This window comes from Micromonospora sp. NPDC023869, assembly GCF_055559695.1.
On record NZ_JBVHKD010000001.1, the window covers coordinates 1,158,358 to 1,171,980 of the forward strand.

Annotated in this window: 17 protein-coding genes; all 17 read right to left on the minus strand. The window is 71.2% G+C overall.

The window, feature by feature from the left end; all coding sequences use genetic code 11:
- The 17 genes from ACZ31C_RS05095 to ACZ31C_RS05175 all read right to left on the minus strand — a co-directional run bounded on the left by ACZ31C_RS05095 (window position 1) and on the right by ACZ31C_RS05175 (window position 13,589).
- The gene (locus ACZ31C_RS05095) at window positions 1-1,122 is read right to left on the minus strand and encodes a DUF5047 domain-containing protein (protein WP_465794229.1); all 1,122 of its coding nucleotides are present in this window, start codon (window positions 1,120-1,122) and stop codon (window positions 1-3) included.
- A complete protein-coding gene (locus ACZ31C_RS05100; protein WP_465794230.1) occupies window positions 1,119-1,889 on the minus strand; it encodes a hypothetical protein in 771 nt (256 codons plus the stop codon). The genes ACZ31C_RS05095 and ACZ31C_RS05100 overlap by 4 nt, the downstream gene beginning before the upstream one ends.
- Window positions 1,889-4,816: a hypothetical protein gene (locus tag ACZ31C_RS05105; protein WP_465794231.1), complete on the minus strand. Its 2,928-nt coding sequence runs from the start codon at window positions 4,814-4,816 to the stop codon at window positions 1,889-1,891. Before ACZ31C_RS05105 ends, ACZ31C_RS05100 begins: the two co-directional genes overlap by 1 nt.
- 3 nt (window positions 4,817-4,819) lie before the next feature.
- Window positions 4,820-5,257 (minus strand): hypothetical protein, encoded by a 438-nt coding sequence (locus ACZ31C_RS05110; RefSeq protein ID WP_465794232.1) that lies wholly within the window; start codon window positions 5,255-5,257, stop codon window positions 4,820-4,822.
- 174 nt (window positions 5,258-5,431) lie between these two features.
- On the minus strand, window positions 5,432-5,707 hold the full coding sequence (locus tag ACZ31C_RS05115; RefSeq protein WP_465794233.1) for a hypothetical protein: 276 nt from the start codon (window positions 5,705-5,707) through the stop codon (window positions 5,432-5,434).
- Between the two features lie 9 nt (window positions 5,708-5,716).
- Window positions 5,717-6,061: a hypothetical protein gene (locus tag ACZ31C_RS05120; protein ID WP_465794234.1), complete on the minus strand. Its 345-nt coding sequence runs from the start codon at window positions 6,059-6,061 to the stop codon at window positions 5,717-5,719.
- Window positions 6,061-6,477: a hypothetical protein gene (locus ACZ31C_RS05125; protein ID WP_465794235.1), complete on the minus strand. Its 417-nt coding sequence runs from the start codon at window positions 6,475-6,477 to the stop codon at window positions 6,061-6,063. Before ACZ31C_RS05125 ends, ACZ31C_RS05120 begins: the two co-directional genes overlap by 1 nt.
- Window position 6,478: 1 nt before the next feature.
- A complete protein-coding gene (locus ACZ31C_RS05130; RefSeq protein ID WP_465794236.1) occupies window positions 6,479-6,844 on the minus strand; it encodes a hypothetical protein in 366 nt (121 codons plus the stop codon).
- 11 nt (window positions 6,845-6,855) lie between these two features.
- Window positions 6,856-7,422 carry a phage head-tail connector protein gene (locus ACZ31C_RS05135; RefSeq protein WP_465794237.1) on the minus strand — a complete coding sequence of 189 codons (567 nt, stop codon included), beginning with the start codon at window positions 7,420-7,422 and terminating at the stop codon, window positions 6,856-6,858.
- Entirely contained in the window at window positions 7,415-7,624 is a 210-nt protein-coding gene (locus ACZ31C_RS05140; protein ID WP_465794238.1) for a hypothetical protein, read from the minus strand. Before ACZ31C_RS05140 ends, ACZ31C_RS05135 begins: the two co-directional genes overlap by 8 nt.
- Before the next feature lie 113 nt (window positions 7,625-7,737).
- A complete protein-coding gene (locus ACZ31C_RS05145; protein WP_465794239.1) occupies window positions 7,738-7,950 on the minus strand; it encodes a hypothetical protein in 213 nt (70 codons plus the stop codon).
- A gap of 13 nt (window positions 7,951-7,963) precedes the next feature.
- A complete protein-coding gene (locus ACZ31C_RS05150; protein WP_465794240.1) occupies window positions 7,964-9,277 on the minus strand; it encodes a phage major capsid protein in 1,314 nt (437 codons plus the stop codon).
- Between the two features lie 20 nt (window positions 9,278-9,297).
- Window positions 9,298-10,011 (minus strand): HK97 family phage prohead protease, encoded by a 714-nt coding sequence (locus ACZ31C_RS05155; protein ID WP_465794241.1) that lies wholly within the window; start codon window positions 10,009-10,011, stop codon window positions 9,298-9,300.
- Window positions 10,001-11,296, minus strand: a complete 1,296-nt coding sequence (locus tag ACZ31C_RS05160) for a phage portal protein (protein ID WP_465794242.1) — start codon at window positions 11,294-11,296, stop codon at window positions 10,001-10,003. The genes ACZ31C_RS05155 and ACZ31C_RS05160 overlap by 11 nt, the downstream gene beginning before the upstream one ends.
- Entirely contained in the window at window positions 11,296-11,502 is a 207-nt protein-coding gene (locus tag ACZ31C_RS05165; protein WP_465794243.1) for a hypothetical protein, read from the minus strand. Before ACZ31C_RS05165 ends, ACZ31C_RS05160 begins: the two co-directional genes overlap by 1 nt.
- 19 nt (window positions 11,503-11,521) lie before the next feature.
- Window positions 11,522-13,090 carry a hypothetical protein gene (locus tag ACZ31C_RS05170; protein WP_465794244.1) on the minus strand — a complete coding sequence of 523 codons (1,569 nt, stop codon included), beginning with the start codon at window positions 13,088-13,090 and terminating at the stop codon, window positions 11,522-11,524.
- Window positions 13,035-13,589 carry a hypothetical protein gene (locus tag ACZ31C_RS05175; protein WP_465794245.1) on the minus strand — a complete coding sequence of 185 codons (555 nt, stop codon included), beginning with the start codon at window positions 13,587-13,589 and terminating at the stop codon, window positions 13,035-13,037. Before ACZ31C_RS05175 ends, ACZ31C_RS05170 begins: the two co-directional genes overlap by 56 nt.
- Window positions 13,590-13,623: the final 34 nt, after the last annotated feature.

Here is a 13,623-nt window from a genome sequence, read left to right on the forward strand (position 1 = left end):
TCAGATCTCTCCGAGCATGATCAGGGTTTGCTCCCGGGTGACGGCCGGCATCTCGCCGGCGGCGGTCAGCGGCACCGTCAGCCGCTCGATGACGTGCGTCTCCGCCCGGCCACCCGGGTACGTGATCTGCACCGGGTCGAACGGTTCGAGGGCCGGGTTCGGCACCGATGAGAAGGACACGCTGTAGGGCAGGCCCAGTGCGCGGGTCAGCATCGACGCCGCGGCCGAGGCCGCCTGACCGTTCGTCGTCAGAAACGGCGAGCTGTAGTAGCGGGGGACCTTGCCGAACGGGCCATGCCACCAGGTCGGAGAGGCCGGGTTGTCGTCGACTACCACGGCCCGCGCCGGCACGAGTGTGTCCGCCGCCTCCCCATACGCGACCACGCCGTTGTAGATGCCCTCGCGGGTCAACTCCCGCGACAGCCGCACCAACACCCCGCCCTCACCGTGGGAGACCCGATACACCGGGGTAGTGACCGGCGGCGGCGACTTGATCACCAGGATGCCGCGGTGGTCCCAGTACCAGATTTTCCCCGCCCCGGTCACCAGCTCCGACAAGAACGCGTAGCGGTCTTCCTCGGCGAGCAGCTGCCGGCCGAGCGGCTCCAGGTGCGCGTTGTCGTCCCACTCGATCACCGCCGACGGATACACCTCGGTCACCAGCTGCTCGACGATCGCGCCGAGCGACGTCCCCGCCGACCACTGCACCGGGGCGAGAAGCCGGGCCTCGACGATCCCGGACATCCGGTCCTGCGCCGCGATCCGGATCGGCCCATCGGGCACCTGCTCCTGTGACGGCGAGTAGATCCGGAAGTATCCGAGGCTGACCCATTCGGTGGTGCCGTTGCCGAACCGGATGCCGCGTCGGATGTGCAGCTCGTTGCCGTACGGGGCGAGCAGCGAGGCCGGCGACGTCGGCCACAGGCCACGGCCGACCACCTGCAGGTCCACCGTCGACCGCACGTCGGCGGTGCCGTCCAACTGCACGTCGCCGCTCTCGATGTCCAGCAGCGTGCCGGCCGGCGACACACCGGTCTGCCCGGGCGCGACCACCCGCGCCTCCGCCACCATGCGATGCGAGCCGCGCACCGACCGTAGGAACGCGGCAGAGACCGGCCTCATGGCACGATCACGTCGGTCGGGTCACCGATCAGCTCCAGCAGGCTCGCCCACGTCGGGTGCGCGTCCAGGACCGCCTGCCACGTCGGGTAGGTGTCCAGCACGGTCTGCCATGTGACGGTGGCACCGACAACGTCCGGGCCCGGCGCCGCAACCTCCACCAGCGGCAAGGCGAACACTCGCCGGGGGGTGCGGCGGGCCCGCCGGCTGATGGTGACGGTGTCGATCGCGACGTAGCCGCCCGGCACGTCACACCCCGCCGGGATGTGGATGAACATCGTATCCCCGGACGCGAGGATCAGGTCCAGGTCTCTCGCTGCGGCCGGCGTGGACGTGAGGACCTCCATCGTCCAGCGCCGCGAGCCGCGCACGTCCGAGATCGCCACCGGCATGCTTCTGCCGACCACCTCGAAGACACCCCCCCGTGACGGCCGCTCGATGTCGCTGTAGTCCGCGACGACAATCTGCCGGTTGAGGAACGGCCGGGCGATGCTCTTGAGCCACACGCCACCCAGGGCCGGCGTGATCTGCCCCGTGGCCACCACCGACGGGTCGATGACCCGGTAGTGGTTGACCGCGTCGGAGACGAACTCGTAGTCGTCCAGGCGCACGCCCCCACCAGCGGGTGCCATGTCGGTGCCGCCGCGCACGGTCGTCCAGCGGATCAGGTTGGCCGACCGCTGCACCGTCACCGGCGTCCCGCCCGGCAGGCCGTCGACGGCGATCCGCACCCGGGCAAGCTGCGGATCGTAGGTCAGCGTCAGCGCCATCAGCGTGCCCTCCCCGAGCCGGCGGTCACCCGTCGCCGGGTCTGTCGGTCACGCTCGCTGCTCTTCTGCTCAACCACCACGTCGACGATGTCGGTGATCTCCCGGGTCCCCACGTACACCCTCACCTCGGCGTGCACGTTCGTCGGCACGGCCTGCGCGGCACCGCCGCCACCGACCCGCACGGCGGCCTCGATCATCGACGCGAGCCGCGACAGCGGCGCCACGGCCTCGTCCTGGCCGCCCTCGCCGATGATGGCGAGGGTTCCTCCCCGGGTCGCCCGGACGATGCCGCCCTTGGCGAGGGTGGGCAGATTCGGCATGGAGAAGCCCTTGCCGCCGATGCCGCCCGGCACCCACGACGGGACGGTGAACGACAGTCGACCGACGGTCGAGTTCCAGAACCTGCTGATGGCGTTGAATGCCGCCTTGAACGGCGCGGACAGGATCCGCTCCACCGGTGCCAGCCGAGACCGCAGCCGGCCAGGCAGGTCAGCAACCCAGCCGACCAGCCGGCTGAACTGGTCGATGGCCCGCTGCCGCAGGTCAGCGACCCAGCCGGCCACCCGGCGGAACACGTCGAGCCACCGGTTGAAGTTGGTGACGATCTGGTCCTTGAGCCAGATCACGCCCCGGGCGACCGCCGTCCACGCCGGCACGGTGACGTTCTTCCACCACCACAACACGATGTCGGCGACCATCTTCCAGCCGCGCACGATGTGGTTGAGCGCCGGTTTCAGGGCCTTGTCCCACAACCAGATGCCGGCGGCACCGACCGCCCGCATCGCGCCGTCCACGATCTTGCGGAACGTCTCGGACCGCTGGTAGGCGATCACGATCGCGGCGACCAGCGCCACAATCGCGATGATCACCAGCCCGATCGGGTTCGCGGACATGGCGGCGTTGAGCAGCCACTGCGCCGCCGCCATGGCCTTGGCCGCGACCGCCGACGCCACCATCGCCACCCGCGAGGCGATGGTGGAGACCACCGACCGCTTCTGGGCGGTGTCCTGCATGACTGTGGCCGTGGTCTGGGCACGCATGGTGGCGGTCTGCGCCCGGATCGCCTTGGCCAGCCGCGCGTTCACGACCGCCTGCGCGATCTGGATCGGCACCGAGGCGACCGCAGCCACGTTGGCGGCGAGCTGGGCGGCCTTCGCCGCGATCAGCCCCGCCGCCAGGTACGGCAGCAGGGTGGCCACCGTGTCGAGGTTGTCGGCCAGGAACGACGCCACGGTGCCGGTGACCGAGAGGGTGTCCCGGAAGCTGCTGCCCTCGGCAGCCACTGTGGGTAGCACCTGGGCGACACCGCCGAGGATCTGACGGAGCTGCTCCAGGATGTTGGAGACGGTCTCCTGGCCCTGGGCGGAGTCCAGCCACTCCCGCATCGCCCGGGTGCCGCGCTCGAACGACTCGAAGGTGCTGCCGCCGTCGTCACCGGCGCGGAAGATGGCCCGGATGCTGCCGACGACGTTGGTGGTGATCTGCCACAGCGTGCGCAGCGTCGCCGTGCCGGACGTGATCCATTCCTGCATGCGGCCCGACTCGCGAGACGCGATCGACCACCGCTCGAACCGCTCGGCGATCGACAGCACCCAGTCACCGAACTGCGGCAGCGTGCCCGACCCGACCGCAGCCCACTGCATGAACCCGTTGATCAGGGGCCGGACCGCCCGCGCCAGCCGCTCCGTCAACCCTGCCGTGCCATCGAGCACCGCGTTGACGTCCGCGACCGTCTTACGGGTCGTCAGCAGACCGGCGGCCTGCCGCACGGCGGTGTTCCACGCACCACCCATCCGGATCAGCCACTGTGTGGCCGTCGGCAGGTACGTGCCGGACAGGCGCCGCAGGTCTCGGTCGACGCCCTGCCACGCCCGGTCCTGAGCGGCCCGGGCCGCGCCCTCCCACGCCGGCACCAGGTCCCGCAGGGTCAGGATCACCCGCCGCGCCGACGGTGCCAGCCGGTTCAGGGCCTCGGCTGCCGGGTCGATACCACCCGACGCGGCACTCTGACCGGCGTCCCGGACCGCCTGCTGCGCCTCAGTGAGCCGCTCGGCGGCCTCGGTGACCCGCCGCTGCGCCTCGGCCTGCCGCTCCAGGGCGTCCTGCACCGCCTCGGAACCCTCGACACCGCGACGCGCCGACTCTTTCTGCTCCTCGGCGAGGTCTTGGTGGGCGTCGCGGGCCATGTCGACGCCGAGGATGGCCCGCCGCAGCGCCAGGTCCGCGCGCCGGATCAGGTCCGGGGCGGTGCGACGCGCCTCGGCAAGGTCTTCCTCGGCGCGGCGGATCGCGGTCGGATCGCCGCTCTCCCGCGCCTTCGCCACCGCCTCCTCGGCGCGGGCGACCATCTGCTGCGCCTCGGCCAGCTCCCGCTGCGCGTCCTCACGCCGCAGCACCGCCTCTTCCTCGTCCAGGGCGGCGTCGCGCACCGACCGGGACAGGTCGTCGAGGCGTTCCTTCTCGTCCTTCCGTGCCCGGGTGATGGCCTCCTGGGCCCGCAGCGCGTCACGTTGGGCGTCAGCCAGGGCGCGGGTGGCGGCACGGACCTGCCGCTGGGCGGCCTCCACCTGCCGGCCCGTGTTGGCGGCGGAGCCACCACCGCCGGAGATCGATTTGCCGGTGGCCTTCCACGCCTCGCCGAGCCCCATCGTGACGGCACGGAACGCGAGCACTCCCGCGACGGCCGCAGCGAGGAACGCGGGCAGGGCGGCGACCGCCCCACCGGCCCGGGACGCCGCCGCACCGAACGCGATCGCGTACGACGCAGCCCCGCCGAAGGCGACGCCCAGGGCGACGATGCGGCCGACAGACCGGGTGATCTGACCGACGCGACCCTGCACGCCGGAGATGGCCCGGTCGGTTTGCGCGGCGGCCCGGGTCGCCCCCGACGCGTCGCCACCGAACCGGATCGTGATCGTCCGCGCCATCCGTCACACTCCCCGGTCGAACGCACGGACGAGCCGCTCGACGCCCTGACGGGAGGCGGCGTCGATCTGCGGCTGGCTGTCGAGAATCTCGGCCCACATCCAGTAGCTGCCGGAGCCGAGGTGTGGCCGGAACTGCGGCAGGGTGGCCGCCCCGAACTCCGATCCGAACAGGATCTTGAAGGCGGGCTTGCGGCGGCGACCCACCAGCGCGGAGCCGCCAGCCACGATCGACGGGTTCCGGCCGGCGACGGGCCGGACCGTCGGAGCCATCAGCGCCGACTGGCGGCTGTCGGACCGGGCCGACGCCGCGACCCGCCCGGCCAGCAGCACGGCGAGCTGGTAGCCGACCTGCTGTAGCTCCTGATCGGCGTCGCGCGGGAAGCGGCGCAGGTCCCGCAGCACCGGCCAGACCCCGTCGACCCGCACCGTGATCCGGTCCACCGCGCACCCCCGGGCCTGCTTGTCAGCCGCTCGTCTGCGGCCCGTCGTCGTCTGGGCCGCGCCGGTTCTGCTCAGCGAGCAGTTCCAGGGCGGTCTGGATGGTGCGGCCACCTTCGGCTTCCCACGTCGAGGGCGGGATGCCGGAGTGGATGGCGAGTGCGACCAGCGCCCGGCTCAGCGAGCCGGCGGGGTAGGGTCCTCCGCGCCACCCGAGTCCTCGAATTCGAGGTCGACGGTGGTCTGGAACGCCTCCAGGTCGCCGGTGAAGTGCCCGTGCCGGCGGGCGGCTTGCCAGGCCAGGGCGTACATGTCGCCGATGCGCAGGTCCCGCTCCAGCTTGGCGAGGCTGGCGCCCTTGGTGGTCTTCTCCCACATCAGGACGTCACGGGACGTGGCGACCACCTCGACCGGCTCGTCCCTGCCGTCGATGGTCAGCTTGAACTCGAACAACAGGGACTCCTAGAGCTTGATCACGGCACGGGTCACGGACGTGACCGCGCTGTAGTTGACGAGGACGCGCCCGGCACCGACCTCACCGGACGGCTGGGCGAACGTGCGCGCGGGCAGCGGGCCGATCAGCCGCTGCGCGCCGGCCGGCACGGTGACGCTCAGGTCACCGACGGCCAGGCCGTCCTGCGCGGCGGTGGCCTCCACCGTGACGGTGATCGGCGACCCGGCCGCGTTGTCGACCCACAGGGCGACCGCCCCGGCGTCGACGATGTCGCCGTCCGCTGCCGCCGCGGTCAGGGTCGGGTTGAGGCCGGTCCGGGTGACCTGCTGGGTGGTGACGCTGGCGCGGGCCATCAGGCACCGACCCGCGAGTAGACCGGCTTGCCGATGATCGGCAGCGTCACCTCGGTGGTCTCCGTGGCGCGCGCCTCGCCGCCCACGCTCGGCGCCTTGATGGTGACCTGCCCGTTCCAGCGGACGTGCTCCGCCGGGATGTCCGGGTGGTGGTCGATCTGGAAGTCGACGGTCTCGCCGTCGAGCGTCGTCAGGACGTCGGAGATGCCGCCCACTCGCCAGTCCGCCAGAAACGTGAGCTCCAGCGTGTACGAGGGGTCGGCGTCCTCCCGCACCTCGCCGTCGGGGCACTGGGTGTAGAGCACCTCGCCGTCGTCGGTGCCGTTGTTGACGTTCCAGGACCGGACCTGGCACTCGTAGTTCTCCGAGTCCAGCGAGAACGTGATGACCTTGATTTTGCGGTGGTGAACGGACACCTCACCCTCCCAGGGGCATATCGACTTGAATCTGGTAGGCGGGCAGGTCCCCGCTGTTGGACGGGTAGACGCCCGGATCGGCCCGAATCACCGTGCCGTCGGTCTGCTCGTCGATCGCCGCGCTGGCCGCGAGCACCCACTCGAACAGCTTCGAGACGGCGCGGTCGCTGGCGAGCTCGACGACGTACACCAGGAACCGCGCCGATGTCGGGCCCGCGCACATGGACTCCCATTGCAGCGCTGGCACCCCGACGACCGCTGCCGGCGCGTCCACGCCCGGCCCGACGTCCGGCGGCACCCGCAGGTCCGGCACGGTGCGCAGCGCGGTCCGCAGTTCATCGGCGGCCTGCTCGATCACGTTCGGCATCGCCATCACCTTCACGCGGGCTTGGGCTGGACGTACGGTGCGATCAGGGCTTCCACGTCGGGGTCCCACCGGGACACCCGCACCGACCCGAACTCCGCAGAGGCGATCAGCCCTTCCGGGGAGTCGCGGCGCTTGAACAGCCTGCTGGCCAGCAGCAACGTCGCCATGGAGATGTCCGCAGGCACCGACGGCCATCCCCACCGGGCGGTGATCCGCACCCGCGTGCCGGACCACATGCCGTGCAGTTCCGTGTACGGCCACCCGGCGGCCAGGGCGTTCGCCGGCCCCAGCTCGCAGCCGGTCAGCGGCGACCAGGTCAGCCCGGCGCCCACCTCGACGAGCAGGTCGTCGACCGAACCGATGTCGTCGACGAGCAGCCGCAGGTCCGGGGTGACCCGGCCGGCGGTGCCGAACACCCGCGCGACGGGCTGCTCGTCGAGCCAGAACCGGCGGTTGCAGCGGGCGTCGATACGCCGCGACGCCACCTCCAACACCCGGGCCAGCAGGGTGTCGTCGGTGGTGTCGGTGATGCGGCGTAGCTGTTTCAGCTCGGCGAGCGGGGCGTACGGGTCAGCCACTGGACTTGTTCGACGCGCCACTGCGGCGCTTGTTGGCCGGGGTGCGTGCCTTGCCGGACGCCTCCGGCTCGTCGGAGTCAGCCGTCGCCTCGGGCTCGTCGACCGGCCGGGCACCCGGATGCAGCTTCACGTCGGCGTCGTTGAGCCGCAGGATCGTCTCGTGGCCGTTGTGGATCACGTGGTACTTGCGGACCGCTCCCATCGTGCGATCACTCCTCACCGGTAGGTCTACGGGTGTGCCGGTGCCGGGCGGGCCGCAGGCTGCGTGTGCAGCACCGCAGACCGGACACCCGGCACCGGACGAACTGATCAGCATCAGGGCGCGATGATGCCAGCGGTCCGCAGCGCGGCCAGCAGAGCGTTGACCTTCGTCCGCAGCGCCGCCACGTCCGTGCGCAGCGCGTCGTACTCGGCCTTCGTCGGGTTCGCCCCCGCCGCCACCACCGAGGTAAGCGCGGCGGCGTCGGTGACGGCAGCGGCCCGCTTGCCGGCCCGCTGCGCCCCCTGGTCTGGTTTCAGGTAACCCATGACACAGCCCTCCTTACGGGGTGAGGTCGATCTCGACGAACGCGTTCGGCTGGATGACGCCGAAGCCGGCCCGCATCTCGCCGAGGATCGCCACCAGGTTCCGGATGAAGTAGTCGGCGTGGCTGTCGGTGGCCTGGATGCTGATCTGCTCCCGGTCCCAGATCACGGCCTTGCGCCACGCGCCGACCCACGGCGCACCCTCCGGGACGGCCTCGGACTCCACGACCGGCAGGCCCCACACGGTGGGCTGGCCCTCGCGGGCCGGGCCGCCGAAGTAGTAGCGGGCCTCGTTGTCCTGGAGCAGGTCGACCTTCTCCCAGTCGGCCGGGTTCATCACGTAGGCGGTGGCGATGGAACGGCCCACGGTGCGGACCTTGGTCTTGGCCTTGCGCAGGGTGGTGAGGATGTCGCTGTCGTACGCCTGCGACTGGGTGCCGGAGACGGTGGTGAGGCCCTCGAAGTTCTCACCGGTGCCGTCGCCGTTGACGATCTGGTCCTCCAGCTCCTCCTCCAGGCCGTAGCGAAGGAACTGGTCGATCAGCGTGCGGACCTGGCCGGCGTCGGCGAGTGCCCGCTTCGTGGCCGGGATCCAGTGCGCGATGGTCTTCACCGTGGTGGAGACCTTCTGCAGGGCCAGGCCCGACTCCGGCTTGTAGCCGCCGCCGGTCGCCAGCACCAGGGCACCCGCACCGGACGGGGCGGTCGGAGCCGCCGCGCTGGTCGCCTCGGGCACCGGCGCCGCGTTGTTGGTGGTCGACGTGACCCGCACGTACTCGATCGCGTCCGAGGTGGTGTTGCCGTTGGTGATCAGGTCCCGGATCGTCAGCGGGCGCTGGAACGCCTCCAGGCCGACCTGCAGACCGCGGTAGTCGTTCTGAACGAGGGCGCCCGCGCTGGTGTCGCTGAGGCCGGTGACGAGGGCCTTCGCACCGAACGGGGCCGAGTGAACCCGCTGGTTCTTGCCGAACGTACCGCCGTGCGCCTCAGCGAGCAGGCCCTTGTACTGGTTGGACTTGACGAACGCCTGGCCGATCGTCTCGCCCTTGCCGGGCGTCCACAGACCGTCGGTGGGCTGGTTGTTCTTCTCGCGCGGCTCGAAGGCGATGCCGTCGCCGAGGTCGCCGAGCTGCTTGGTGAGGTCGTTGTCGGCCTTGGCCTGGTCGATGCGGGCCTTGATGCCGTTGGCGGTCTTGACCGCCTCGGTCACCTTCGTGCGCTCGTCGTCGGTCAGGTCCCGCTTCTCGGACTCCGCCTTCGCGGCGATGTCCCGCGCCGGGGTCAGCGCGTCGGCCAGCTCCTTGCGGAGCCGCTCCATCAGTGCGGACATGCTGGTGTTCCTCCGATTGGTCAGTCGAGGTCGTACGCGAGTGCGTCGACCTGGAACGACAGCAGGACGGAGGCGGGGCTCAGGGTGGGCTCGACGGGCGTCGCCGGGGCCTGCGCGGTGGCAGGCGTGGGCTCGGTGTCGTCGGGGGCCGGTGCTGGCTTGGCCTTGACGCTGTCAGGCTGCCCGCAGGTGGGGCAGGTGCCGGCCTTCGCCCCGACCAGGTCGGTGGAGGCGTTCATGCCGAGCAGGGTGGGTCCGACCTCGAACAGGTCGAGGTCGCGTAGCTCGTACACCGGGTCGCCGTCACGCTCACCGAGCGCGCCGTCCCGCACGTCGTACGAGAAGCTGAACTGCTTGACCCGCCGCCCCTTGAGCAGGCGGTGAACCTTCGCGGCGCGCGGCTCGTCGAGGTCAAGCTGACCGCGCACCCACAGGCCACCGAGGCTGCGCAGCTTCTCCGGCAGACGCTCGTCACCGGCGAGCAGCTCGGCCGCGTCGACCACCACACCGATGTGCGAGTCGGGGTCGCCGATCTGGTGCGACCAGATCACCGGGATCGGGTCGCCGGCCGCCTTCCACTCAGTGAGCGTGCGGGAGAACGCGCCCGGCATGACCACGTCACCGCCGTGGTCGACGTTGCCGAACACGGACACGATCGCCTCGAACTGGCCGGCGGCCAGCCCGTCCTGCTCGCCGGCCGCCTTCACGTGCGCCGGGAACGCCTTAGTCCTCATCGGGCCCCTCCCCGGTGTTGGTGTCGGTGCCGGGCTCTCCGGCGGGCAGCGCAGGCTGCTCGGGCTCAGTCGGTGGCGGCTCCTCGTCGCCGACCCGCACGTTCAGCGGCACGATCAGCTCGTCCGCGCCGTCGATGCGGGGCAGGTTCATCCGCGCCCGGGCCTCCGCGCGGAGCATGAACGGGCCACCGACGGCGGCCTGCAACATGGCGGCTTCCTCGTCGAACGAGCCCTGGAGCTTCTCGCGGATCTCGAACTCGACGTACACCCGGCGGCTCGACGGAAGGTCCGGGACGAGCTGCAAGCCGATGTCCTGCTCGATCTCGGCGCACCACGGACCCAACGTGTCCTGGTAGAGCTGCTTGTGCTGCTCCCGGATGTTGGAGAACGTCGCGTGGTCGAGGATCCCGACCAGCGGCGGCGCGATGTGGTACGCCGCTGCGGCTTCCTCCCGGGTCAGCTTGCGCGACTCGACGTACTGCGCTTCCTTCGGGTTGATGCTGGCTGGCACGAACTTCATGCCGTCCTCGAGAATCGGCGTCCCGCCGACGTGTGGACCGTTGCCGCTGTACTGGGCCTGCCAGCCTGCCCGGAACCGTTCCTTGGCCGGCGCCGACCACTCCGGCGCGTCGGCCGGCCGCTCGATGTAGCCGGTCACCCGGGCACCGTTGGACCACATCTGCTCACGCCACTGCGCCGCCGCGTACTCCTCGGCGAGCACCTGCCGCAGCGCCTCGATCGGTGCGCAGCCGACCCGCGAGTCGTCCGGGTTGTAGCCCCGGAAGTGCACGATCTCGGCGCGGTCCAGGTCGATGTGCCCGTGAGAGCCGTGCAGCCGGTACTTCTCCGCGTCGGTCCAGTCCGCGCCGAGCGCCTCGACCCGCCACGGAGGCAGCCGACGCACACCCACCGGCTGGCCGCCCTCGGCGCGCAGCTTCACCCAGTACGCGTCATCGAAGATCGCCCGGTCCGACACCAGCGCCCGGATTAGCCGGTAGGTGGTGGTCGTCGGGTTCGGTGCAGCCAGCAGCGTCGCGATCGGGTGGTCGGTGAGCCTGCGGCGGTCGTCGTCGGCCATCCGCCGGTACGCGTGCAGTCCGAGCTGCGCCAGGTTGCGGGCCAGGAAGTCCACCACCGTGCGGACGGCCGGTTGGGCGCGGTAGATCGCCGCGTACGTCATCGCATTGCCGCCGGTGCCCAGCGGTGTCGCGTAGCTCGGCCAGACCGAGGCAGTGGGAGTGGGCCCGATAGCCCGCAGGCGGCCAGCGGAAACGGCGAACGCCATCAGCCCACCACCTGAATCCAGTCGACCCGATGCCGGGGCACGATCACAGTCCCGTCGACCGGCTGCTCCGGGTGGCCCGGTCCGCGATGCACCTGGGCGCCCGTCAGCCGGACCTGCCACGGCCACGACCAGCGCCGCATGCCGACCAGCGTGGTGTGTCCGTCGACCAGGTTCACGACGATGGTGCGCCGGCGTACGGTCAGCACGATCCGGCCCCCTCCCTGGTCATACGACCGTCAATTCCGTGTCCTCGTACGCCGACCGGCGGGCCGGCGGCAGCTTCACCGCGAGCACCGCCCACACGCCCAACGTCACGGCCAGCAGCGGGCCCGCCGACGTCACCGTGTAGTCCCACGCCGTGCCGCCCGCCAGCGCCCGCGTCGCCGACTCGGCCAACGCCACGTTCAGCGGGCCCTCGTCGAGGTGGAACAGCCGCTGCTGGTCGACGACCGCGTCGAGGAACAGCCCGTACGCGACCGCCACGTCGGCGGCCCACGGCACCACCAGATCCCCGCGACGTGGCCGCTCCCGGTCCTCCGCCTCGGTGATCCCCAGGTCGGCCAGGCCGGTGAACAGCGAGCCCGTCGGACCCTTGTCCTGGGCGACGATGAACAGCGGGTTGTGCCGTTCCTTCAACGCCGCCAGCCTCGACGGCGCCCAGTGCGTGCCGGCCCGGTGGTCGACGATCGACACCAGCAGCGACCCGTCCGGCCGGATACCGACCGCCGCGATCGTCGTGTGCGAGCGGGTCGCGTTGACCTGGACGACGAACACCACGTCGCGTGGGCGCACGATCCGCTCCGGCTGGCCCGCTTTCGCCGCCGGGTCGACCTGGTCGCGCCACACCTCGTCCGGAATGACCCCGGACCGGCCCGTCGCCCGGCGCGGCCAGATACCCAGCCGCTCGCGGGCGAAGTGCTCCCGGGACATGGCCCGGAACTCGCGGCCCACGAACTGCTCGGTGATCCGCACGCCCAGGGCCGGGTTTGTGGCCCGCCACAGGTCCGGGTCGCCGAGGTCGACGCCGTCGAGGTTCTCCAGGTCACCTGCGGCACCCCAGTCCCGGTAGGCGAGGGACTCGTCCTGCTGCCACGGCGGTGCGTCGGCCGGACGTGGGGCTGCCGGGTCGCCGCGCTCCCGGAGCGCGTACAGCACCTCGCCGGACGCACCGTCCAACGGAGGGCTGGAGGCGTAGACGATCTGCGGGTTCGTGCGAGCGGACATCGTGGGCATCAGCGCCGACTGCTGCGCCGGGGTGTACGCGTACGCCTCGTCGATGACGTTCAGGTCGCCGGAGAACCCCCGGCCGCTGTCCTTACTGCGGGCGATGAACTTGACCCGCTGACCCGTACTGAACCGCTCGAAGCCCTGCTCACCGTTAGTGTGAATGACCTTGATGTCGGCGCCGTCCAGCTCGCCGGCCTCGATCAGCGTGCCGATGAGCTGCTTCACCCGCAGGAACAGCTCGATCGCCGTCTTGTACTCATGCGCCGACCACATGATCAGTCGCTCGCCGAACAGCAGAAACCCGGCCAGCACCCGGGCTTCCAGGATGGAGCCCTTGCCGTTCTGCCGGGCCACCAACTCGGCCACCTCGAAGTGCCGCCACTTACCCAACTCGTCGACGGCGAGCATCCGGTGCAGCGACTCCTGCTGCCACGGGTCTAGGAACAGTCCCGCCGCCTCGGCGAGCCGCACCGCCGCCGGACCGTACGTCGTCTCGTACGGGGCGTGGGTGTCAACCCGCGGTCGCGGACTTCCCGGCAACCCAAGCGGCGAGGTCAGCAACGACACCACCGCCCTCCTTGCCTGCCGCCGGTGGGCGGCTCACACCGGTACCCGCACGCCGGGACGCACCCGGCTTACCACCCGCGCCGGTGGCCCGGGACTGCCGCAGCTCGGCCAGAAGCCGCGCCAGCGTCGTCTGCTGCTGGCGCGCCTCCGCCAGCGCGTTGTTGAGGACCACCTTGACGACCGACCCGTCCTCGGAGGCCGAGTGCAGCCGCATCCACGCGTCCTCGTCACCGCGCAGGATCCGGTCGAGCACGTCCAAGCGGTCCGCCGCCCGGCACGCCTCTTCGAGCGTCACCCGCTCCGTCGGCCGCAGCTCGGAGATCTCCTCGGTCACCTGCTGCCAGAGCCACCGGCCGCGCCGCCCCAGGTCCGGTGTCTCCGTAACGGCGTTACGCGGCTCCGGGTCCGTCACGGGCGGCGTAACAGGCGGCTGTTTCTGCCGCTCAGCGCGCTTCCGGTCGCGATACCGCTGCTGGCGCTGCGCGTTGGTCAACGCCACGAGCCGCCTCCAAGATCCAGCGCGGGGGGAGAGA

Excerpts from the sequence above, each read along its gene's own strand:
- ACZ31C_RS05095 (WP_465794229.1), bottom strand. The coding sequence starts at position 1,122 with ATGAGGCCGGTCTCTGCCGCGTTCCTACGGTCGGTGCGCGGCTCGCAT.
- ACZ31C_RS05100 (WP_465794230.1), bottom strand. The coding sequence starts at position 1,889 with ATGGCGCTGACGCTGACCTACGATCCGCAGCTTGCCCGGGTGCGGATC.
- ACZ31C_RS05105 (WP_465794231.1), bottom strand. The coding sequence starts at position 4,816 with ATGGCGCGGACGATCACGATCCGGTTCGGTGGCGACGCGTCGGGGGCG.
- ACZ31C_RS05120 (WP_465794234.1), bottom strand. The coding sequence starts at position 6,061 with ATGGCCCGCGCCAGCGTCACCACCCAGCAGGTCACCCGGACCGGCCTC.
- ACZ31C_RS05130 (WP_465794236.1), bottom strand. The coding sequence starts at position 6,844 with ATGCCGAACGTGATCGAGCAGGCCGCCGATGAACTGCGGACCGCGCTG.
- ACZ31C_RS05140 (WP_465794238.1), bottom strand. The coding sequence starts at position 7,624 with ATGGGAGCGGTCCGCAAGTACCACGTGATCCACAACGGCCACGAGACG.
- ACZ31C_RS05145 (WP_465794239.1), bottom strand. The coding sequence starts at position 7,950 with ATGGGTTACCTGAAACCAGACCAGGGGGCGCAGCGGGCCGGCAAGCGG.
- ACZ31C_RS05150 (WP_465794240.1), bottom strand. The coding sequence starts at position 9,277 with ATGTCCGCACTGATGGAGCGGCTCCGCAAGGAGCTGGCCGACGCGCTG.
- ACZ31C_RS05155 (WP_465794241.1), bottom strand. The coding sequence starts at position 10,011 with ATGAGGACTAAGGCGTTCCCGGCGCACGTGAAGGCGGCCGGCGAGCAG.
- ACZ31C_RS05160 (WP_465794242.1), bottom strand. The coding sequence starts at position 11,296 with ATGGCGTTCGCCGTTTCCGCTGGCCGCCTGCGGGCTATCGGGCCCACT.